Source organism: Streptococcus sp. UMB1203 (assembly GCF_030217725.1).
GTDB lineage: Bacteria > Bacillota > Bacilli > Lactobacillales > Streptococcaceae > Streptococcus.
In genome coordinates this window covers 67974-91117 of record NZ_JASOOK010000004.1, presented here as the reverse complement: position 1 = coordinate 91117, position 23144 = coordinate 67974, and the positions used below count along the sequence as shown (strand labels likewise).

The following is a 23144-nucleotide window of genomic DNA, read 5'->3' as shown; positions in this document are numbered from 1 at the left end:
AAAAAGAAAGGACGAAATTTGTCCTTTCTCGGTTTTAGCTTTTATTCAACCCACTACAGTTGACAAAGAGCCATTATATCAAGTTTTAAGGGTTGATGTGATGCGTTTTTCTGATTTCAAGATTCTTACGTCAATCTCTTGTACGTTATGTTGATTTTAAAAACAAAATTCTTCTAAAATGCTACACTTCAGCTTAAAAAAACGACATTTCAGATTTTCTGATTCAGAAATAGCTATCACTATGATATAATTATTTTATGATTATTACTATTCCTATAAAAAATCAAAAAGATATTGGCACACCATCCGATTCGGTCGTTGTTCTCGGCTATTTTGATGGTATACATAAGGGACATCAAGAACTATTTCGTGTTGCCAATAAGGCTGCGAGAAAGGATTTATTGCCTATCGTGGTTATGACCTTTAATGAATCTCCAAAGATTGCTTTAGAGCCTTATCATCCTGACCTATTTTTACATATTTTGAACCCTGCTGAACGTGAGAGGAAATTAAAACGAGAAGGTGTTGAAGAATTATATCTCCTTGATTTTAGTAGTCAATTTGCTAGTCTCACAGCAGAAGAATTTTTTGCGACTTATATCAAGGCTATGAATGCCAAAATTATTGTTGCAGGTTTTGATTATACATTTGGTTCTGACAAAAAAACGGCAGAAGATTTAAAGAATTACTTTGATGGAGAAGTTATCATTGTCCCACCTGTAGAAGATGAGAAAGGAAAGATTAGTTCAACTCGTATCCGTCAAGCTATTTTAGATGGCAATGTGAAAGAAGCAGGAGAACTTTTGGGGGCACCGCTTCCATCCAGAGGGATGGTGGTTCATGGTAACGCTCGTGGTCGTACGATTGGTTATCCAACTGCTAATTTGGTGCTTTTAGACCGTACTTATATGCCAGCAGATGGTGTTTATGTTGTTGATGTTGAGATTCAAAGACAGAAGTATCGTGCTATGGCTAGTGTTGGAAAAAATGTGACCTTTGACGGAGAAGAAGCACGTTTTGAAGTCAACATTTTTGATTTTAATCAAGATATTTATGGTGAAACAGTTATGGTTTATTGGCTTGATCGCATTCGAGATATGACCAAATTTGACTCAGTCGACCAATTAGTGGATCAGTTAGAGGCTGATGAAGAACTAGCTCGGAATTGGTCTTAAGAAATTGAGTAAACAAAAAAGAGGTTGTCTGTACCCCAAAAGATAGAAGATTTAGTCTAACTTTTGAGGTCACTACAAGACCTCTTTTATTCTTTTTCAAAGGTAAATCCTTCTCCAAGTATTTCGTGGGCTTCTGTGATCGTGATAAAGGCTTGAGGATCGATTCGATGAATCATTTCCTTCATTTTCACAATTTCATTTCTTCCAACAATACAGTAGATGATTTTTAAATCTTCTTTACTATAGTAACCTTGACCTGAGATAAAAGTAACACCTCTTCCTAGGTCATCATTAATCGCCTTAGCAAGTTGATCAGGACGTTTTGTGATAATCATAAATCCTTTGCCGGCATAGCCGCCTTCGCCAATCAAATCGATAACACGAGAAACGATAAAATCAAATAAGAGCGTGTAGGAAACCAATCTCAAATCCTTGAAGATGAGGAGAATGAGCATGAGAATACAAAAATCTAAGATAAAGAGCAGTTTCCCCATAGATATATGAGTGTATTTATTGAGAATACGAGCTACAATATCAGTTCCACCAGTTGTCCCACCAGCATTAAAGATAATTCCGAGCCCAATTCCCAATAGAATTCCCGCTATGAGGGCTGTAATCAGTAAATCACCTTGAAGATCAATATGAAGGGGAATCCGCTCAAAAAAAGCCAACCAGGCAGACAAGGCTAAGGTTCCGAGCAAACTAGAATAGAGGGATTTGGCTCCAAAGATTTTCCAAGCCAGGATGAAAAGGGGAATATTAATCAGCAAGTTCATGAGAGAAACAGGGATTTTAAAAAGATAAAAGGTGATGAGGGTAATACCTGTCGCCCCTCCTTCAAAGAGATGATGGGGAACTACAAAATAAGTCAGCCCAAAAGCATAAATAGCAGCACCTAGTAAAATGGTTAAAACGGGATAAATTTTTTTAATCATAGGAACCTCTTTTCTTATAAGTAGATTATATCAAATTTTTAAGGAAAATTTGAATGACTCCATTAGGATTTTTAATCTTTTTTTGATATAATTAAGAGTAAGAAAACCAATCTGAATCCTAAAATAGAAAGATTGCAACTATGACAAAAATTAAGATTGTAACCGATTCATCTGTTACTATTGAACCAGAACTAGTAAAACAATTAGATATCACTGTTGTTCCACTATCTGTAATGATTGATAATGTTGTTTATTCTGATGCTGATTTAAAAGAAGAAGGTAAATTTCTTCAGTTGATGCAAGAAGCTAAAAATCTTCCTAAGACAAGCCAGCCACCTGTAGGTGTCTTTGCTGAAGTGTTTGAAGAACTATCTAAGGATGGTAGCCAGATTCTTGCTATTCATATGTCTCATGCCCTTTCAGGTACTGTAGAAGCAGCACGCCAAGGTGCTAGTTTATCTACTGCCGACGTGACGGTGATTGATAGTTCCTTCACTGATCAAGCCTTGAAATTCCAGGTAGTTGAGGCTGCGAAGTTAGCTCAAGAAGGCAAAGATATGGAGGAAATTCTAACTCGTGTAGAAGCAGTTAAAAACAACACAGAACTCTATATTGGCGTTTCAACTTTGGAAAATTTGGTAAAAGGTGGTCGTATTGGTCGTGTAACTGGATTGTTGAGTTCACTTCTCAATATACGTGTTGTTATGCAAATGAAAGACCATGAATTGCAGCCAATTGTTAAAGGTCGTGGAGCTAAAACCTTTAAAAAATGGTTAGATGAGTTAATAGCAACTCTCTCTGAACGTTCTGTAGCAGAGATTGGAATTTCATATTCTGGTAGTGCTGATTGGGCAAAAGAGATGAAAGAAAGTTTACAAGCTTATGTCGAAAAGCCAATTTCTGTTTTGGAAACGGGTTCCATTATTCAAACTCACACGGGTGAGAACGCTTGGGCTATTTTGGTACGTTACCACTCCTAAAAAAATAAATAAAATGGGAAGAAATAGTGTTTTTAACTTGACCTAAAAGGGATTTTAGGATATGATTATATTTGTTAATTAGAAATTAAATTGGAGGAATCGTTAACATGGCAAACAAACAAGATTTGATCGCTAAAGTAGCAGAAGCTACAGAATTGACTAAGAAAGACTCAGCAGCAGCAGTTGAAGCTGTATTCGCAGCAGTAACAGAGTATCTTGCAGCTGGTGAAAAAGTTCAATTGATTGGTTTTGGTAACTTTGAAGTTCGTGAGCGTGCTGCACGTAAAGGTCGCAACCCACAAACTGGTAAAGAAATCAAAATTGCAGCTTCTAAAGTTCCAGCATTCAAAGCTGGTAAAGCTCTTAAAGACGCTGTTAAATAATTTGAATTTAAAAAGCCTATCATATCAAGCATTTGAGCTTGTGTGACAGGCTTTTCTTTTGGTTTTGGGGCATTTTTGAGGCAGAATCTTAATGAACTAGTACCGGAAAATCTTTCAAATACAAGCTAATTCAATTTGCGTAGCAGAAATCATACAAATAAAATTGATTATAGTAAAATAGGATTAGAATTATTAAGAAAGTTGGTTTTTTATTGGAAACGATAGTATTTTCAATTTCCGTTTTTTTAGCAGGGATTTTGTCCTTCTTTTCCCCTTGCATTTTTCCTCTGTTACCTGTTTATACTGGAATTTTGCTGGATGATCAGGAAAGCGCAAAAAGCTTTTCTTTATTTGGTAGAAAAGTTGCGTGGTCCGGCTTGATTCGAACTCTTTGCTTTATCGCAGGCATTTCACTCATTTTCTTTATTTTAGGCTTCGGTGCTGGTTACTTTGGTAATATTCTCTATGCCAATTGGTTTCGTTACACCATGGGAACAATTATTATCATTTTAGGCCTTCACCAGATGGAAATTTTTCATTTTAAGAAATTAGAGGTTCAAAAAAGCTTTACTTTTAAGAAATCGGAAGCCAATCGTTATTGGTCGGCCTTTTTACTCGGTATTACCTTTAGCTTTGGTTGGACGCCTTGTATTGGTCCTGTTTTGAGTTCTGTTTTAGCGCTTGCGGCTTCTGGAGGAAATGGCGCTTGGCAAGGTGCAATCTATACCTTGATTTATACTCTGGGGATGGCAATTCCTTTCTTGCTTTTGGCTCTAGCTTCAGGTGTAGTAATGCCTTATTTTAGTAAAATTAAACGTCATATGATACTACTGAAGAAAATTGGTGGTTTCCTCATTATTTTAATGGGAATTTTGTTACTATTAGGACAAGTAAATGTTCTAGCTGGAATTTTTGAATAAAGGAGAAAAAGATGAAAAAAGTAATGTTTGCTGGCTTAAGCCTCTTGTCATTAGTCGTATTGATAGCCTGTGGTGAGGAAGAGACTAAAAAGACTCAAGCTCCACAACAATCCCCAAAACAACAGCAACAAACGACTGTACAACAAATTGCTGTTGGAAAAGATGCGCCAGACTTCACCTTGCAATCTATGGATGGTAAAGAAGTTAAGTTATCTGATTATAAGGGGAAAAAAGTCTACTTGAAGTTTTGGGCTTCATGGTGTGGTCCATGTAAGAAAAGTATGCCTGAGTTGATGGAATTAGCAGCGAAACCAGATCGTGATTTTGAAATTCTTAGTGTCATTGCACCAGGAATTCAAGGTGAAAAAACTGTCGAGCAATTCCCACAATGGTTCCAAGATCAAGGTTATAAGGATATCCCAGTTCTTTATGACACCAAAGCAACTACATTCCAAGCTTATCAAATTCGAAGCATTCCTACAGAATACCTAATTGATAGTCAAGGCAAGATTGGAAAGATTCAATTTGGTGTTATCAGTAATGCGGATGCAGAAGCAGCCTTTAAAGAAATGAACTAGAATTGATAAAGAAAATCTGATTACAGTATGTAGTCAGATTTTTTTAGAAAAACATTTTATAAATATTCACAAATGTCCTATATTTATGGTAAAATAGAATCATCATTTTATTTTGGAGTCAAAGATGAATATATTTAGAACAAAGAATGTTAGTTTGGATAAAACGGAGATGCACAGGCATTTGAAGTTATGGGATTTGATTTTGTTGGGAATCGGAGCCATGGTAGGGACAGGTGTCTTTACAATCACAGGTACTGCAGCTGCAACACTTGCTGGTCCAGCGCTAGTGATTTCAATCGTTATTTCTGCCTTGTGTGTGGGATTATCAGCACTATTTTTTGCAGAATTCGCTTCACGAGTACCTGCTACAGGTGGTGCCTACAGTTATCTCTATGCTATCTTAGGAGAATTTCCAGCTTGGTTGGCTGGCTGGTTAACCATGATGGAGTTCATGACAGCCATATCAGGTGTGGCTTCGGGTTGGGCAGCTTATTTTAAAGGCTTGCTCTCTCAATACGGGATAGCCCTTCCTCAGGCTTTAAATGGTACCTTTAATCCTCAAGCAGGAACATTTATTGATTTATTGCCTATTCTTGTCTTGGTATTGGTGACCTCGCTTGTTTTACTAAATGCTAAGGCAGCCTTACGCTTTAATTCAATTTTGGTCATTCTTAAATTCTCGGCTTTAGCTCTTTTTGTTTTAGTAGGAATTTGGCATATCAAACTTGATAATTGGAGCAACTTTGCTCCTTATGGTTTTGGACAAATCTATGGTGCTAGTACTGGTATTATGGCTGGTGCGTCCTTAATGTTCTTTGGATTTTTAGGGTTCGAATCCATCTCTATGGCTGTAGATGAGGTCAAGACTCCTCAAAAAAATATTCCTAGAGGGATTGTCTTATCGCTTTCTATCGTAACCATTCTTTATGCCTTGGTGACGCTTGTCTTGACTGGTGTGGTTCACTATAGTCATCTAAATGTTGATGATGCCGTTGCCTTTGCCCTTCGTAGCGTTGGGATTAGTTGGGCAGCTAACTATGTGTCATTAGTGGCTATCTTGACCTTGATTACAGTTTGTATTTCGATGACCTATGCTTTATCTCGTATGATTTACAGTTTAGCTCGTGACGGGTTAATGCCTTCCGCCTTTAAAGAATTAACAAAAACAAGCAAGGTACCCAAAAATGCTACTATCTTGACGGGTTTAGCTTCAGCAGTAGCAGCAGGAATGTTCCCACTAGCTAGTATTGCAGCCTTCTTAAATATTTGTACCCTAGCCTACTTAATCATGCTGGCATATGGCCTGATTCGATTACGAAAAGAAAAAGGAATGCCCAAATCTGGGGAATTTAAAACACCATTGGTACCCCTGTTACCCATTTTATCAATCATCATTTGTTTATCCTTTATGTTGCAGTATAATTTGGAAACTTGGATTGCTTTCCTAGTTGCTTTGTTGATAGGAAGTCTTATTTACTTTTCTTATGGTTATAAGCATTCTACCATAGAAGAATAATACTCTTCGAAAATCTCTTCAAACCACGTCAGCTTCGCCTTGCCGTATATATGTGACTGACTTCGTCAGTTCTATCTGCAACCTCAAAGTCGTGCTTTGAGCAGCCTGCGGCTAGCTTCCTAATTTGCTCTTTGATTTTCATTGAGTATATAAAGTGAGAATCTGTTGAGTTGTTGAAACTCAGCAGATTTTTGTATGTGAAAGAAATTTCAAATTTTTTCTAAAAATATCTTGACAGATTAAATTTTTAGGAGTAGAATGTTTACCAGTTAATTAAATAGTTAAGGGGTTGTTTATGAAGAAACAAAGTTTATTTTTAGTATTGTTAAGTGTTTTCCTTTTGTGCTTAGCTGCTTGTGGCCAAAAGGAGAGTCAGACTGGAAAAGGGATGAAAATTGTAACCAGTTTTTACCCTATTTACGCTATGGTCAAGGAAGTATCTGGTGACTTGAATGATGTTCGGATGATTCAGTCAAGTAGTGGGATTCACTCCTTTGAACCTTCGGCAAATGATATCGCAGCCATTTATGACGCGGATGTCTTTGTTTACCATTCGCATACACTTGAATCTTGGGCAGGAAGTCTGGATCCCAATCTAAAAAAATCCAAAGTTAAGGTTTTAGAGGCTTCTGAAGGAATGACTTTAGACCGCGTTCCTGGGCTAGAAGATGTGGAAGCAGGGGATGGAGTTGATGAAAAAACACTCTATGACCCTCATACTTGGCTAGATCCTGAAAAAGCTGGCGAAGAAGCTCAGATTATCGCTGATAAACTTTCAGAGGTGGATAGTGAGCATAAAGAAACTTACCAGAAAAATGCGCAAGCCTTTATCAAAAAAGCTCAAGAATTGACTAAGAAATTCCAGCCTAAATTTGAAAAAGCTACTCAGAAAACATTTGTAACACAACATACAGCCTTTTCTTATCTAGCGAAGAGATTTGGACTTAATCAACTTGGTATTGCAGGTATCTCTCCTGAACAAGAACCAAGTCCAAGACAACTAACAGAAATTCAGGAATTTGTTAAAACCTATAAGGTTAAAACGATTTTTACAGAAAGTAACGCTTCTTCCAAAGTAGCTGAAACTCTTGTCAAATCAACAGGTGTGGGTCTTAAAACTCTGAATCCTTTAGAGGCAGACCCACAAAATGATAAGACTTATTTAGAAAATCTGGAAGAAAATATGAGTGTTCTAGCAGAAGAATTAAAGTGAGGAAAGAATGAAAATCAATAAAAAATATGTAGCAGGTTCAGTGGCAGTTCTTGCCCTAAGTGTTTGTTCCTATGAACTTGGACGGTACCAAGCTGGTCAAGTTAAGAAAGATTCTAATCGAGTTGCTTATATAGACGGTGATCAAGCTGGTCAAAAGGCAGAGAACTTGACACCAGATGAAGTTAGTAAGAGAGAGGGAATCAACGCCGAACAAATTGTTATCAAGATTACGGATCAAGGTTATGTGACCTCTCATGGAGATCATTATCATTACTATAATGGCAAGGTTCCTTATGATGCTATCATCAGTGAAGAACTGCTAATGAAAGATCCGAATTATCAGTTGAAGGATTCAGACATCGTCAATGAAATCAAGGGTGGCTATGTGATTAAGGTAGACGGGAAATACTATGTTTACCTTAAGGATGCAGCTCATGCGGACAATATTCGGACAAAAGAAGAGATTAAACGTCAGAAACAGGAACATAGCAGTAATCACGGGGGTGGCTCTAACGATCAGGCGGTAGTTGCTGCCAGAGCCCAAGGACGTTATACAACGGATGATGGTTATATCTTTAACGCATCTGATATCATTGAGGACACGGGTGATGCCTATATCGTTCCTCATGGCAATCACTTCCACTATATTCCGAAGAGTGATTTGTCTGCCAGTGAATTAGCTGCTGCCCAAGCCTTCTTATCTGGAAAAGGTGGCCAATTAAGTACGGTTGAATATCGTTCAAGTAGAACTGAAACAAGATCTAGTGTGAGAACGAGTCAATCTGAGACACCTCAAAATCCTGCAACAGATTCTGAAAGTCAAAGTGAGGATTTAGCTAGTCTCCTTCAAGAATTGTACGCTTTGCCACTTAGCCAACGTCATGTGGAGTCTGATGGATTAGTATTTGACCCAGCACAGATTACAAAACGTACTGCAAATGGTGTGGCAGTTCCTCACGGAGATCATTTCCATTTCATTCCTTATTCACAAATGTCTGCTTTGGAAGAAAAATTGGCTCGAAATCTGCCAATTGGAGGTCAGCCAATTCAAAGTCATACTGATAATCCGAAACAAAGCAGTTCTGAGAAACCAAGTTCAACACCAAGTTCAACCATTAAACCAAACTTTAATCTCAATACGCAGGCACCGAATCGAGGAACTGGAGGTGCCTATACAACGGATGATGGGTATGTCTTTAGTCCGACAGATGTGATTGAAGATACAGGTGACGCTTTTGTTGTACCTCACGGCAATCATTTCCACTATATTCCTAAGAGTGATTTGTCAGCAGGAGAATTGGCTGCAGCCCAAGCTTATTGGAATGGTAAACAGGGTTCTCATTCTGCTACAAGCTCAAGTAAACCAAATAGTGATAATGGTAATCCAGCCCAACCAAGTTTGACAGAGACTCCAAATCTGACTGTTACCCCAACATATCATCAAAATCAAGGGGAAGACATTTCAACACTTTTAAGTGAATTGTATGCCAAACCTTTATCAGAACGTCATGTTGAATCAGATGGCTTAGTCTTTGATCCGGCACAAATCATCAAACGTACAGCTAATGGGGTCGCAGTGCCCCACGGAGATCATTATCACTTTATTCCTTATTCACAAATGTCACCACTGGAAGAAAAATTGGCTCGTATGATAGCTGTTAAGGGTCAAAATGGCAGTGTCTTGCCAAGTGTTACTCCTCTGAAGCCAGCCCCTACTACCAAACCTCTAGCACCAGTGGAAAATAAACCGACAGAATTTGATGTCAACCAGGTTGTTAGAAAAGTTGGCGACGGTTATATTTTCGAGGATAAGGGAGTCAGTCGTTATGTTCTAGCTAAAGACCTGGCTAAGGATAAGATTGACGCTATTGAAAATCTCTTGTCTAAGAAAACTCAAGAGACACACGCACTAGTTGCGAAGAAAGAAAATGTGGCACCTCGTGACCAAGAATTCTACGATAAAGCATATAATTTATTGACCGAGGCTCATAAAGCCTTGTCTGAAAATAAGGGACGTACTTCTGATTTCCAAGCCTTAGACAAATTAGCAGAGCGCTTGAATGATGAATCTACTAATAAAGGAAAATTGGTAGATGATTTATTGGCATTCCTAGCCCCAATTACCCACCCAGAACGTCTTGGTAAACCAAATTCTCAGATTGCTTATACAGACGATGAAATTAAATTAGCGAAATTAGCAGGTAAGTATACAACAGAAGATGGCTATATATTTGACACTCGTGATATTACCAGTGATGAGGGAGATGCTTATGTCACTCCACATATGACCCATAGTCATTGGATTAAGAAAGAAAGTTTGTCTGAAGATGAAAGAGTAGCAGCTCAAGCTTATGCTAAAGAGAAAGGTTTGACACCTCCTTCAACAGATAATCAGGGCTCAGGAAATACTGAGGTTAAAGGAGTAGAAGCAATCTATAATAAAGTTAAGGCTGCTAAGAAGGTTCCACTTGATCAAATTCCTTACAATTTACAACATACTGTTGAAGTTAAAAATGGTAGCTTAATTATACCTCATTACGACCATTACCATAACATTAAATTTGGGTGGTTTGACGAAGGACTTTATGAGGCACCTAAAGGCTATAGTTTAGAGGATCTCTTTGCGACTGTAAAATACTATGTAGAACATCCAAGCGAACGTCCGCACTCAGATAATGGTTGGGGAAATGCCAGTGACCATGTTCGTAAAAATAAGCCAGAAGACAGTAAAACTGATGAAGATAAGAAACATGATGAAGTAAGTGAGACAACTCGCCCTGAATCTGATGAAAAAGAGAATCACGCAGGTTTAAATCCTTCAGCAGATAATCTTTATAAACCAAGCACTGATACGGAAGAGACAGAGGAAGAAGCTGAAGATACTACAGATGAGGCTAAAGTTCCTCAAGTAGAGACTGAAAAAGTAGAAGCCAAACTCAAAGAAGTAGAAGCTCTACTTGATACAGTAACCGATGCTAGTTTGAAAGACAATGTGGCAGAGAGTCTAGCTGGTTTACGAAATAATTTGAGTCTCCAAACCATGGATAATAATGGCATTATGGCAGAAGCAGAAAAATTGCTTGCTTTGTTAAAAGGTAGTGAGTCAGTTACGACGAAACCAGCAGTATAAGCTTTATACTATAAATCAAAATGATGTAAGAGTCAGTAGCAATACTGGCTTTTATTTTTTAAAATGATATAAAAATCTTGACAGATAAACTTAAAAAAGGTAAACTATTTACTGGTTAATTAATTGGTTAAATAACCGGTTTAGAAAAAACTATTTAACCGATAAAAAGAAGTTACGAAATAGCTTCATCATTTATTGAAACGAGGGATTTATGAAATTCAGTAAAAAGTATATAGCAGCTGGGTCAGCTGTTATCGTGTCCTTGAGTCTATGTGCTTATGCGCTAAATCAGCATCGCTCGCAGGAAAATAAGGACAACAATCGTGTCTCTTATGTGGATGGTAGCCAGTCAAGTCAGAAAACCGAAAACCTGACACCAGACCAGGTTAGCCAAAAAGAAGGAATTCAGGCCGAGCAAATTGTTATTAAGATTACAGATCAGGGCTATGTGACGTCACACGGTGACCACTATCATTACTATAATGGGAAAGTTCCTTATGACGCTCTCTTTAGTGAAGAACTTTTGATGAAGGATCCAAACTACCAACTTAAGGATGGAGATATTGTCAATGAGGTCAAGGGTGGTTATATCATCAAGGTCGATGGAAAATATTATGTCTACCTGAAAGATGCAGCTCATGCTGATAATGTTCGAACTAAGGATGAAATCAACCGTCAAAAGCAAGAACATGTCAAAGATAATGAGAAAGTTAGCTCTGATGTTTCTGTAGCAAGATCTCAGGGACGCTATACGACAGATGATGGTTATGTCTTTAATCCAGCTGATATTATTGAAGATACGGGTGACGCTTATATTGTTCCTCACGGAGGACACTATCACTACATTCCAAAAAGTGATTTGTCTGCTAGTGAATTAGCAGCAGCAAAAGCTCATCTAGCTGGAAAAAATACGCAACCGAGTCAGTTAAGCTATTCTTCAGCAGCTAGTGACAATAACACGCAATCTGTAGCACAAGGATTAACTAGCAAGACAGAAAGCAAAGCTGAAAATCTCCAAAGTCTTTTGAAAGAACTCTATGATTCACCTAGTGACCAACGTTACAGTGAATCAGATGGTTTGGTCTTTGACCCTGCTAAGATTATCAGCCGTACGCCAAATGGAGTTGCGATTCCGCATGGCGACCATTATCACTTTATTCCTTACAGCAAACTTTCTCCTTTAGAAGAAAAGATTGCCAGAATGGTGCCTATCGGTGGAACTGGTTCTACGGTTTCTACAAATGAAAAACCTCATGAAGTAGTGTCTAGTCTAGGCAGTCTTTCAAGTAGTCCATCTACTTTGAATCATGCCTCATTGACTACAAATAAGGCTATCTCTGCAACATCTGATGGCTATATCTTTAATCCAAAAGATATCGTTGAAGAAACAGCTACAGCTTATATCGTAAGACATGGTGATCATTTCCATTACATTCCGAAATCGAACCCAATTGGGCAACCGACTCTTCCTAACAATGGTCTAGTAACACCTTCGCCATCTCTTCCAGCCAATCCTGGTGTTTCACATGAGGAACATGAAGAAGATGGTCATGGCTTTGATGCCAATCGGATTATTGCTGAAGATAGTTCAGGATTTATCATGAGTCACGGCGACCACAGTCATTACTTCTTCAAGAAGGATTTGACTGCTGATCAAATCAAGGCAGCGCAAGACCACTTGAAAGGTGCAAATACAACAACACCAAGTCCAGCTCATGATGACGATCACGACGAAGATCATCATGGACATCATCATGGTGAGGAACACGATCACGGTTTTGATGCCAATCGTGTCATTAGTGAAGATGAGCAAGGCTTTGTTATGAGTCACGGTGATCACAATCATTACTTCTTCAAGAAGGATTTGACTGCTGATCAAATCAAGGCAGCGCAAGACCACTTGAAAGGTGCAAATACAACAACACCAAGTCCAGCTCATGATGACGATCACGACGAAGATCATCATGGACATCATCATGGTGAGGAACACGATCACGGTTTTGATGCCAATCGTGTCATTAGTGAAGATGAGCAAGGCTTTGTTATGAGTCACGGTGATCACAATCATTACTTCTTCAAGAAGGATTTGACAGCAGACCAAATTAAGGCAGCTCAGGATCATTTGAAAACACATCATGATGCGGAGCCTGTAAAACCTCTTGCTAAAACGGTAGAGTCTTTCTCAAGAGATGCTAGCGATGAAGAAAAGATTGCTTATATTTCTAAAACATACGGAGTTCCACTTGAAGCGATTAGAATTTCAAACGGATTCTTTGTCTTTGGAAATCCAGACCAAGCCTACGATCCAACTCATATCCATCCCTATGCTGTTCGTAAGGAACATGTTCGTTTGCCACTCCAAACTGGAAATCCAGAACTTGATTTCCTAAATGAACTTTACACGACTGCTTTGCGAGATGGTGTGTCTCCTTATAGTTTACAGGTAGAAAATGGTAGTTTTGTGATTCCTCATGGAGATCATAATCACTACATCAAGGTTCAAACCAAGGGCTATGAAGTGGCTTTGAAAAACAAGATTCCAGCCCTGCAATCCAATTATCAACCTGGAGCTTTTGATGAGAAGGCAGTCTTGGCAAAAGTAGATCAACTTCTAGCTGATAGTAGAAGCATCTACAAAGACAAGCCTATCGAACAAAGACAGATTGAGTTAGCTTTAGGTCAGTTTACTGAAAACATGAAGAAACTGGCAACTAACTCTACAGCGGGTTATCTTGCGACACTTGATCTCTTTGATAAGCAATATATCCATATTGATGAAAGTGTCAAACCTGTTGAAACAAGTGCTCTAGATAAGAAATATCAAGCCTTGATTGATAAAATCAATACACTGGATACAGATTCTTATGGGCTTCCTAAGAAAGACCTTCTCGTTCGACTCCAAGAAGCTAAGTTGGCTAAAGATGAGGCTGGTTTAGCAGCGGTTGAATCACAACTTCAAGCTCTTCAAGACTTTAATGACCGAACAGGTGTTACAACAGTGGAATACATCAAGTATTTCTACGAACACGTAAATGACGGTCGTTTAAATGATGAACTTCGGAACAAAGTAGCTCAGTTGACTTGGACCTTGTATCAATCTCAATCTTTCCTTAAGGCAGCAGAATTGAACAGACTATTCCCAAGCATCTATCAGGCAAAACAAGAAGTGGAAGAAGCTTTGAAAGCTCAACCAACTACTGCTAAATCGACTCAGACAGTTCTAGATACTGAAAAAGTTGATAACCAAACTGCCAAGACAGCTATTTATGGCTTCTTGAAAGAATTGTACGGAGACTTTATGCCTGAAGAACATGTCAATCATGTTAGCAAGGAAGAAGTAGAAAGCCTCTTGAGCAAGGCAAATCAACTCTTAGAACAAATCCAAGAAGAAGGAATCAGACAATCCTTGGCAGAAGAAGTAGAAAATCTCAAAGCTGCCACAAACAAGGCTGATGCGGACTTGGATGAAGTAAACAGTCAGGTAAAAGATGTCTTGACTCGTATCGCTAGCGCCCTTCAACAAGAAAAGGAAAATGCTGAGCAAGACCCTCAGACACTAGTACTCTATCAAAAACTCTACGATATTCTCATGTCGCTTCACTCTTATTTAGAAAACAACAAGGGTTCTGATGCGGACTTTGATAAGGTAGATGCTTTACTAGATCAACTTTCTGCTAAGAGTAAAGATAAAGCTGCTTTACTTGAATTGACAAAAGCTATTCTAGTCTTGAATCAAGAAATCAAGTCAAAATCAAGCTCAAGTGAAGAAGCAACTCCAGCGACAAATGCCGAGTCAAATGGTGAGAACACAAGTTCCGAAACTGAAACATCAGTGGCTGCAGAATCTAACAGTGAAACTGCAAGGGACGAAAACAAACCAAGCAATACAACAGATTCTAAACCTGCTGAACCAGCTTCAGAAAAGGAAACAACAGAATCTACAACAAGTACTGGAAATCAAGAAAAACCAGCAGAATAAAAAGAAAGGCGAAGTAGCTAAGCTACCTCGTCTTTTTAGTCTTCATAAGCTACGATACCAATGATGGTATCAACTGCACGTTCCATAGTCTGAAGGCTGACGTATTCAAAACGTCCATGCATATTTTCTCCTCCCGCAAAGATATTAGGAGTTGGGATTCCCATAAAGGAAATCTTAGAGCCGTCTGTCCCTCCACGAATTGGTTCGATAATAGGAGTAATACCCAAATCTTCCATAACGGCTTTGGCAATGGTAATTGGAGTCATATCTTTCTCAATGACTTCTTTCATATTGTAGTACTGGTCTGTCAAGTTTAGGGTGACACGGTCGCTACCAAGTTCTTGATTCATCTTATCAGCGATAGACTGCATTGCTGCTTTACGCGCTTCAAAGGCATCTTTTTCAAAATCACGAATGATGTAGCTTGCACGTGCCTCTTCGACACTACCTATCACATCCATTAGGTGGTAGAAGCCTTGGTAACCTTCTGTTAACTCGGGTCGGTCATTCTCTGGAAGTTGATTATGAAAATCAATTGCTAGCTGAAGGGCATTGACCATCTGCCCTTTGGCAGTACCAGGGTGGACATTGCGTCCTTGGAAATGCAATTCAGCACCAGCGGCTGAGAAGGTCTCGTACTGAAGTTCTCCGAGAGGTCCGCCATCTACAGTATAGGCAAAATCTACATCGAAATCTTCTGCATCAAATTTATTGGCACCAACACCGATTTCTTCATCTGGACCAAAACCAACACGAATCTCACAGTGCTTGATTTCAGGATGGGCAGTCAGATATTCAATAGCAGTCATAATTTCAGCAATCCCTGACTTGTCATCAGCACCTAGTAAGGTTGTTCCATCGGTTGTGATGAGCGTTTGTCCTGGATATTTCTCTAGACTCTTAAAGTCAGCTGGATCGAGTTTGAAACCAGAATTTCCAAGTTCAATCACACCACCATCGTAGTTTTCAATTACCTGTGGCTTGACTCCTTCGGCTTTAAAATCAGCAGTATCCATGTGGGAGATGAAGCCAATCTTACGTGTTAAAGATGGATCATTGGCTGGCAAGGTTCCAATTGCAAAACCATTTGCTAGATAATAAACATTTTGTAATCCAACACGTTTCATTTCAGGGATCAGGACATTTGTAGCAAAATCTACCTGACTCTGCGTACTTGGAGTAGTAGTAGAGTGTTCATCAGAGCGCGTGTTGACCTTAACGTAGGTTAGGAATCGGTCCAAGAGATTGGGATAAGTCATAAAAAACTCCTTTTGAATTCATTTTTTCCATTGTATCATAGAAAAGAGAGAAAAACAAAAGACTGAAGTTAGGGAAATTCACTATGTTGGCGTTTACTTATCAACGAATTAATGATAAAATAAACTTGATAAAAATATCACAAGGAAGCGATTATGAAAAAAGCAATTTTAATGATGACTTTCGGTTCGCCAGAAGAGATTACCTTTGAAGGTGTGGCTGATTTTTTCACAAATATTCGTCGTGGAGTGAGACCTCAAGACCACGAAATTCAAACTCTCTATGATAATTATGTACGAATTGGCGGCACGCCTCTGCAAAAAATTACGCGTGAAGAGGTTGCCTTGGTAGAGGCTAGGCTGGGAAATGAGTATAGTGTTTATTTTGCTAATAAGTTTTCCAGTCCCTTTATTCCAAATGTGATTGGTCAGATGGAAGCAGACGGCATTGAACAGTGTATTTGCTTGATTTTGGAGCCCCATTATTCTTTCTACTCTGTCATGGGTTATGAGAAATTTTTAGAAAGCAAGCAAATTCAATTTTTAGTCATTAAGGACTGGTATCAAGAAGAAGCGCTATTAAACTATTGGGCAGATGAAATTGGTAAAATTTTAAAAGAAGAAGTAAAGCAGGATAGCTTTAAAGTCATCTTTTCAGCCCACAGTGTGCCCATTTTTGCCTTGGATTTTGGTGACCCATATATTGACCAAATTTTTGAAAATAGCAAGCTTGTCGCTGAAAAACTAGGTTTGAGTTCTGAGCAATATACTAACACTTGGCAAAGTGAAAGTGATATCGGGATTCCATGGATTAAGCCAGATGTCTTAGAGTATCTCAGAGAACGGAAAGAACATCCAGACCATTATATTTTTGTTCCTATCAGCTTCATTAGCGAGCATATTGAAGTCTTGTTTGACAATGATGTGGAATGTTATGACCTATGTCAGGAATTTGGTGTAAACTACCATCGTCCACCAATGCCAAATACAGATTCTCGTTTGATTGATGCCTTGGTTAATACAGTCAGAGCTAATGAGGACAAAGAGTTTAAGGAATTTCTCCCAGAAGAAGAAACCTTTGATGAGTTAGTTCCTTCAGATGAGACGAAAAATATCTTGGCCGAATCTCAAGATTTACAAATGCCAGAATTTGTGAAAAAATTGATTGAGAAAAAAGGTCGGGAAAATGTTAAGATGCCTTATCTTATTAAGAAAATGCTTGAGAAAGCAGGTAAGTTACCAAAAGAGTAAAGAAAAAAGGATTTAGCTTTGCGCTAGATCCTTTTAATCGATTATTTTTTCTCAAGAAGAGCTTTGATTTCTTGAAGTACTTCCAATTCAGTTGGTCCAGCTGGAGCTTCTTCAACAGTTTCTTCTTTCTTAGTAAGGCTTTGGGCTTTTTCCATAGCTTTAATAACGAAGAAGAGAACAGTACCTACAACAAGGAAGTTGATAATAGCACTCAAGAATTTACCATATGTAACACCATTCCATGCAAGCTCAGCGATATTTTGTACTTTCGCAGCTTCCAAGGCTGGGTTCAATAGTAGAGGAGTGATGATATCGTTAACGAATGAAGTTACGATAGCACCAAAAGCAGAGGCAATAATCACACCGACAGCAAGGTCAACAACATTACCACGAAGCAAAAATGCTTTAAGATCTTTTAACATTTTCATAATTCCTTTCCAAAATTTTTACTCTTGATTATATATTAATTAAGAAGTTCTTGCAAGCAATATGCTTAATTTTTTCTTATTTTTTAAAAATAAATACCTTACTAAAAATATAATTGAGGATAATTATCAAGAATTGTGAAATAACGGTTTCAATACTATTAACCTTGTCTATATTATTATTTACAAATTGTCCGATAATATTAGGAAACTGTGTCACAAAGAAAAATGTTAAAAACATGTCTAAAAGAAAAGTAGAAAGACGTGCTAGAGTAAATTTTACTAAACGGCTTGGCCAATTCTGCCTAACTTGCTTAAATACAAGTCTATCATTTGTAAAAAAGGCAAAGAGGATACCGATACTATTTGCTAGTCCAGTAGCAAGCAGTTCTTTATGGGTTAATTGATAAATGACTAATCGGGATAGAATGGAGACAAGAGTAGTTGCTACACCAAAAAAGAGATAGGCTAAGAGCTCATTCTCGAAGAGACTTTGAATGCGTTTTTTCATACTTTTAGTATAGCATAAAGCAAGTTATTGTGCTATACTAGTAAGGTTGATTGAATCAACCCTTGGTGCTTAGCTTCTTTCACCAAGCATATTACACGCGGGCAACCGCCAAAGGAGAAAAGATGAAAAAATTAACTATTCGTGATGTTGCAGATATTGCAATCGTTGCTGCTATCTATGTCGTTTTAACTGTCACACCACCCCTAAATGCCATTAGCTACGGTGCTTATCAGTTCCGTATTTCAGAAATGATGAACTTTATGGCTTTTTACAATCCAAAGTACATTATCGGAGTTACTATCGGTTGTATGATTGCTAATTTCTTTAGCTTCGGACTGCTAGATGTCTTTGTTGGTGGTGGATCAACTCTAGTATTCCTTAGTCTAGGTGTTTGGCTTTTTGCAAAATACAGCAAAGATTACCTCTTTAATGGATTAATTCGAAAAGATCATTTCTTCTTTTCAATCCTCTTTTCAATTTCCATGTTTACTATCGCTGCAGAGTTGAATATCGTAGCGCAATTACCATTTTTCCTTACTTGGTTCACAACAGGGATTGGTGAATTTGCCTCATTAATTATTGGTGCGATTATCATTGGTAAAATTGGTCGTCGAATTGATTTAAGCAAATAGACGAAGAGAAGCTAGGTGGCTCTTACCTGGCTTTTTCTTATGGAAAATTTCTAAGGAAACTTGACAAGTTTTTCTAACTATAGTATACTTCTTAAGTAAGCTGATTTAGCTCAGTTGGCAGAGCGCATCCATGGTAAGGATGAGGTCGCCGGTTCAATCCCGGCAATTAGCATTAAATAGACAGAAAAAACCTTTATTTACAAGGTTTTTTGTTATGTTTTCCCCAAGTTTTTCAAAGATATTTCTTATGCACCTGTGTAAATAAAACTAATACTCAATGAAAATCAAAGAGCAAACTAGGAAGCTAGCCGCAGGTTGCTCAAAGCACTGCTTTGAGGTTGTAGATAGAACTGACGAAGTCAGCTCAAAACATGTTTTTGAGGTTGTAGATGAAACTGACGAAGTCAGTAACCATACATACGGTAAGGCGACGCTGACGAAGTTTGAAGAGATTTTCGAAGAGTATAAAGAGTTTCGTCTGTTGACAAAAGTCATTCTCTTTAGTAGAATAGTAGATGCGATGAGTCGATAGGTAGTCTTCGGACTACTATTGAGCATAAGGAGGTCATAACGCAGGAGCGGACCTTGATGAGTTGTGTGAACCTGCTCATCACATGAAGATGCCTCTTAGTCCCTAGTCTAGCGACTGGGGATTTTTATTTTCCAAAAAATGATGAAAAAGCTTTGCAATTCATGGAAAAAGTAGTATAATACATCTATTATAGAAATTTTTAGAAAATTCCGAAAGAGGTTATTTATGGGATATACAGTTGCTGTAGTCGGCGCGACAGGTGCTGTCGGAGCTCAGATGATAAAAATGTTGGAAGAATCAACACTTCCAATCGATAAAATTCGTTTACTTGCTTCTGCACGTTCAGCAGGCAAGACTTTGAAATTTAAAGATCAAGATATTACGATTGAAGAAACGACTGAAACAGCTTTTGAAGGAGTTGATATTGCTCTCTTTTCAGCAGGTGGTTCTACATCAGCTAAATATGCACCACACGCAGTGAAAGCTGGAGCGGTAGTAGTAGATAATACATCTTACTTCCGTCAAAATCCAGATGTTCCTTTGGTTGTTCCAGAGGTCAATGCTCATGCACTTGATGCCCACAACGGTATCATTGCCTGCCCTAACTGTTCAACAATTCAAATGATGGTGGCTCTTGAGCCAGTTCGCCAAAAATGGGGCTTGGACCGTATCATTGTCTCAACTTACCAAGCAGTTTCAGGTGCTGGTATGGGAGCAATTCTTGAGACACAACGTGAACTTCGTGAAGTCTTGAATGATGGAGTGAAACCACGTGATTTACATGCTGAAATCTTGCCTTCAGGTGGTGACAAGAAACACTATCCTATCGCCTTTAACGCTCTTCCACAAATTGATGTTTTCACTGACAATGATTACACTTACGAAGAGATGAAAATGACCAAGGAAACTAAGAAAATCATGGAAGATGATAGTATCGCAGTGTCTGCAACATGTGTGCGCATTCCAGTCTTGTCAGCTCACTCTGAGTCTGTTTACATCGAAACAAAAGAAGTGGCTCCAATCGAAGAAGTAAAAGCAGCTATCGCAGCCTTCCCGGGTGCTGTTCTTGAAGATGATGTAGCTCATCAAATCTATCCGCAAGCCATCAATGCAGTGGGTTCACGTGATACCTTTGTTGGTCGTATCCGTAAAGACTTGGATGCAGAAAAAGGAATTCACATGTGGGTTGTTTCAGATAACCTTCTCAAAGGTGCTGCTTGGAACTCAGTTCAGATTGCAGAAACTCTTCATGAACGTGGATTGGTTCGTCCAACAGCTGAATTGAAATTTGAATTAAAATAGTCATATAATTTAGGAGTTCAGATGAACTCCTTCTTTGAAATAGAGAGGTGTTTTCATGTCTTATCAAGATTTAAAAGAGTGTAAAATCATCACAGCCTTTATTACCCCCTTTCACGAGGATGGTTCCATCAACTTTGATGCTATTCCAGCATTGATTGAGCATTTATTGGCCCATCATACAGACGGCATTCTTCTAGCTGGAACGACTGCTGAGAGTCCAACTTTGACCCACGATGAGGAGTTGGAGTTGTTTGCGGCTGTACAAAAGATTGTCAATGGACGCGTTCCCTTGATTGCGGGTGTAGGTACCAATGATACGCGTGATTCTATTGAGTTTGTCAAAGAAGTTGCTGAGTTTGGTGGTTTTGCTGCTGGTCTTGCTATCGTACCATACTATAACAAGCCTTCTCAAGAAGGGATGTATCAGCACTTTAAGGCGATTGCGGATGCTTCTGACCTACCAATTATTATTTATAACATTCCAGGGCGTGTAGTTGTCGAATTAACTCCAGAAACCATGCTTCGTTTGGCTGACCATCCAAATATCATTGGTGTCAAAGAATGTACTAGCTTGGCCAATATGGCTTACTTGATTGAGCATAAGCCAGAAGAGTTCTTGGTCTATACTGGTGAGGATGGTGATGCTTTTCATGCCATGAACCTTGGTGCGGACGGGGTTATTTCTGTTGCATCCCATACAAATGGGGATGAAATGCACGAGATGTTCACTGCCATTTCAGAAAGCGATATGAAGAAAGCCGCAGCAATTCAACGTAAGTTCATTCCTAAAGTCAATGCCCTCTTCTCTTATCCTAGTCCTGCTCCAGTTAAGGCCGTTCTGAACTACATGGGATTTGAAGCTGGACCGACTCGTCTACCTCTAGTTCCAGCACCAGAAGAAGATGCCAAACGCATTATCAAAGTTGTCGTAGATGGCGACTACGAAGCGACCAAGGCAACTGTAACAGGTGTCTTAAGACCAGATTATTAATAAATATAAAATCCATGACCGAACGATCATGGATTTTTCTTATTTTCCTAAACAGAATTGGCTAAAGAGTTGGGTGATGAGTTCATCTGGAGCAGCATCCCCAGTGATTTCTCCGAGGATTTCCCAAGTACGGGTCAAGTCAACTTGAAGCAAGTCAACTGGCATACCTAGTTCCAGCCCTTCATTAACAGCTTGCAAACTTTCAACAGCCTTCTCAATCAAGGAAATATGACGGGCGTTGGACAAGTAAGTAGCATCTTGCTCGACTAGACCAGCATTTTCAAAGAAGAGGTTGTTGATACGTTCTTCAATCTGATAGATATTTTGGTTTTTAAGGACTGAAATACGAATAACGTCTTCAGGTAGTTCCGAAGTTTCAATCGCTTCAGGCAGATCGGTTTTATTAAGAAGAATAATACGGTTTGTATCTTGGCTAATCTCAAGAAGTTGTCTGTCTTGCGCTGTCAGCGGTTCACTGGCATTTAGCACCAGTAGAACTAAGTCGGCTTCCTTGAGGGCTTTTTTCGAACGCTCGACACCGATTTGCTCCACAATATCATCCGTTTCACGGATACCAGCTGTGTCAATCAATTTTAAGGGAACACCATTGATGTTGACGTATTCTTCGATGACATCTCGAGTAGTTCCTGCAATATCTGTAACGATAGCCTTGTCCTCACGCAAGAGGTTGTTGAGAAGGCTTGATTTCCCAACGTTGGGGCGGCCAATGATTGCTGTAGAAATTCCTTCACGAAGGATTTTACCACGACGGGCTGTTCTAAGGAGATTGGTTAGCAATTGCTCAAACTCCGTAGTCTTTTCACGGACAACAGCAGTAGTGGCTTCCTCAACATCGTCATACTCAGGATAATCAATATTGACCTCGACTTGGGCAAGCGTATTGAGGATTTCTTGACGGGTATTATTGATAAGATCAGAAAGTGAACCATCAAGTTGTTTGACCGCAATGTTCATGGCCTTGTCTGTCTTGGCGCGGATGATATCCATCACCGCCTCAGCCTGAGTCAAGTCCACACGTCCATTTAGGAAGGCACGTTTGGTAAATTCACCAGGTTCTGCCAACCGAGCTCCTTCACGGATCGCTAGTTGGAGAATTTCATTGGTCACCGCAATCCCACCGTGGGTGTTAATCTCGATAATATCCTCACGAGTGAAGGTTTTTGGAGACTTCATAGCTCCAACCATAACCTCGTCCATGACTTTACCAGTCAGAGGATCAATAATGTGACCGTAGTTGAGAGTATGGCTAGCAACCTTACTCAAGTCTTTTCCTTTAAAAATCTTTTGCGCAATAGCAAAACTTTCTGTTCCGCTCAGGCGGACAATACCAATAGCCCCTTCACCTAGTGGAGTAGAGATAGCAGCGATGGTATCAAATTCACGTGTAATCATAATGTTTCCTTTAATAAATAGC

The 23144-nt window shown here is 39.0% G+C and carries 19 protein-coding genes, 1 tRNA gene and 1 riboswitch; of the genes, 15 read left to right on the top strand and 5 right to left on the bottom strand.

Features of this window, described 5'->3' with window-relative positions; translation table 11 throughout:
• Window positions 1-257: 257 nt before the first annotated feature.
• Window positions 258-1175 carry a bifunctional riboflavin kinase/FAD synthetase gene (locus QP439_RS02140; RefSeq protein WP_223330456.1) on the top strand — a complete coding sequence of 306 codons (918 nt, stop codon included), beginning with the start codon at window positions 258-260 and terminating at the stop codon, window positions 1173-1175.
• 86 nt (window positions 1176-1261) lie between these two features.
• Here the strand turns inward: QP439_RS02140 and QP439_RS02135 are convergent, their stop codons facing one another.
• Entirely contained in the window at window positions 1262-2110 is an 849-nt protein-coding gene (locus QP439_RS02135; RefSeq protein ID WP_049501768.1) for a YitT family protein, read from the bottom strand.
• Between the two features lie 140 nt (window positions 2111-2250).
• On the opposite strand from QP439_RS02135, the gene QP439_RS02130 reads away from it, so the two are divergent.
• From QP439_RS02130 to QP439_RS02095, 8 genes are all read left to right on the top strand, one after another.
• A complete protein-coding gene (locus QP439_RS02130) occupies window positions 2251-3090 on the top strand; it encodes a DegV family protein (protein WP_084927289.1) in 840 nt (279 codons plus the stop codon).
• A 107-nt stretch (window positions 3091-3197) separates the two neighbouring features.
• The gene (gene hbs, locus QP439_RS02125) at window positions 3198-3473 is read left to right on the top strand and encodes a non-specific DNA-binding protein Hbs (protein ID WP_001284640.1); all 276 of its coding nucleotides are present in this window, start codon (window positions 3198-3200) and stop codon (window positions 3471-3473) included.
• Between the two features lie 212 nt (window positions 3474-3685).
• Window positions 3686-4393 carry a thiol-disulfide oxidoreductase-associated membrane protein CcdA2 gene (ccdA2, locus tag QP439_RS02120; protein ID WP_285387407.1) on the top strand — a complete coding sequence of 236 codons (708 nt, stop codon included), beginning with the start codon at window positions 3686-3688 and terminating at the stop codon, window positions 4391-4393.
• A gap of 11 nt (window positions 4394-4404) precedes the next feature.
• On the top strand, window positions 4405-4971 hold the full coding sequence (gene sdbB / locus QP439_RS02115) for a thiol-disulfide oxidoreductase-associated lipoprotein SdbB (protein ID WP_261032891.1): 567 nt from the start codon (window positions 4405-4407) through the stop codon (window positions 4969-4971).
• A gap of 124 nt (window positions 4972-5095) precedes the next feature.
• The gene (locus QP439_RS02110; protein WP_285387406.1) at window positions 5096-6487 is read left to right on the top strand and encodes an APC family permease; all 1392 of its coding nucleotides are present in this window, start codon (window positions 5096-5098) and stop codon (window positions 6485-6487) included.
• A gap of 295 nt (window positions 6488-6782) precedes the next feature.
• Complete coding sequence (adcAII, locus tag QP439_RS02105) at window positions 6783-7700, top strand: zinc-binding lipoprotein AdcAII (RefSeq protein WP_285387405.1); 918 nt, start codon at window positions 6783-6785, stop codon at window positions 7698-7700.
• Window positions 7701-7707: 7 nt separating this feature from the next.
• On the top strand, window positions 7708-10830 hold the full coding sequence (locus QP439_RS02100; RefSeq protein ID WP_285387403.1) for a pneumococcal-type histidine triad protein: 3123 nt from the start codon (window positions 7708-7710) through the stop codon (window positions 10828-10830).
• A 211-nt stretch (window positions 10831-11041) separates the two neighbouring features.
• Complete coding sequence (locus tag QP439_RS02095; protein WP_285387401.1) at window positions 11042-14809, top strand: pneumococcal-type histidine triad protein; 3768 nt, start codon at window positions 11042-11044, stop codon at window positions 14807-14809.
• A gap of 35 nt (window positions 14810-14844) precedes the next feature.
• On the opposite strand, the gene pepT is transcribed toward QP439_RS02095, so the two are convergent.
• Window positions 14845-16068 carry a peptidase T gene (gene pepT, locus QP439_RS02090; RefSeq protein ID WP_049515286.1) on the bottom strand — a complete coding sequence of 408 codons (1224 nt, stop codon included), beginning with the start codon at window positions 16066-16068 and terminating at the stop codon, window positions 14845-14847.
• Window positions 16069-16221: 153 nt separating this feature from the next.
• On the opposite strand from pepT, the gene hemH reads away from it, so the two are divergent.
• Window positions 16222-17316 carry a ferrochelatase gene (hemH, locus tag QP439_RS02085; protein ID WP_045611723.1) on the top strand — a complete coding sequence of 365 codons (1095 nt, stop codon included), beginning with the start codon at window positions 16222-16224 and terminating at the stop codon, window positions 17314-17316.
• 41 nt (window positions 17317-17357) lie between these two features.
• Here hemH and mscL read toward each other — a convergent pair whose 3' ends face one another.
• Window positions 17358-17738 (bottom strand): large conductance mechanosensitive channel protein MscL, encoded by a 381-nt coding sequence (gene mscL, locus QP439_RS02080; protein ID WP_000910199.1) that lies wholly within the window; start codon window positions 17736-17738, stop codon window positions 17358-17360.
• Window positions 17739-17820: 82 nt separating this feature from the next.
• A complete protein-coding gene (locus QP439_RS02075; RefSeq protein ID WP_000746186.1) occupies window positions 17821-18252 on the bottom strand; it encodes a GtrA family protein in 432 nt (143 codons plus the stop codon).
• 28 nt (window positions 18253-18280) lie between these two features.
• Window positions 18281-18377, top strand: a riboswitch (PreQ1 riboswitch).
• Here QP439_RS02075 and QP439_RS02070 point away from each other — a divergent pair.
• The 5 genes from QP439_RS02070 to dapA all read left to right on the top strand — a co-directional run bounded on the left by QP439_RS02070 (window position 18375) and on the right by dapA (window position 21709).
• A complete protein-coding gene (locus tag QP439_RS02070; RefSeq protein ID WP_000737072.1) occupies window positions 18375-18884 on the top strand; it encodes a QueT transporter family protein in 510 nt (169 codons plus the stop codon). Its footprint overlaps the riboswitch before it by 3 nt.
• A 99-nt stretch (window positions 18885-18983) precedes the next feature.
• Window positions 18984-19056 (top strand) — tRNA-Thr (locus QP439_RS02065).
• Window positions 19057-19161: 105 nt separating this feature from the next.
• On the top strand, window positions 19162-19416 hold the full coding sequence (locus QP439_RS02060) for a hypothetical protein (RefSeq protein ID WP_041172686.1): 255 nt from the start codon (window positions 19162-19164) through the stop codon (window positions 19414-19416).
• 225 nt (window positions 19417-19641) lie between these two features.
• Window positions 19642-20718 (top strand): aspartate-semialdehyde dehydrogenase, encoded by a 1077-nt coding sequence (locus tag QP439_RS02055; RefSeq protein WP_101781857.1) that lies wholly within the window; start codon window positions 19642-19644, stop codon window positions 20716-20718.
• Window positions 20719-20773: 55 nt separating this feature from the next.
• Window positions 20774-21709 carry a 4-hydroxy-tetrahydrodipicolinate synthase gene (dapA, locus tag QP439_RS02050; protein WP_285387397.1) on the top strand — a complete coding sequence of 312 codons (936 nt, stop codon included), beginning with the start codon at window positions 20774-20776 and terminating at the stop codon, window positions 21707-21709.
• A gap of 39 nt (window positions 21710-21748) precedes the next feature.
• Here the strand turns inward: dapA and mnmE are convergent, their stop codons facing one another.
• On the bottom strand, window positions 21749-23122 hold the full coding sequence (gene mnmE, locus QP439_RS02045; protein ID WP_261193879.1) for a tRNA uridine-5-carboxymethylaminomethyl(34) synthesis GTPase MnmE: 1374 nt from the start codon (window positions 23120-23122) through the stop codon (window positions 21749-21751).
• Between the last annotated feature and the right edge of the window lie 22 nt (window positions 23123-23144).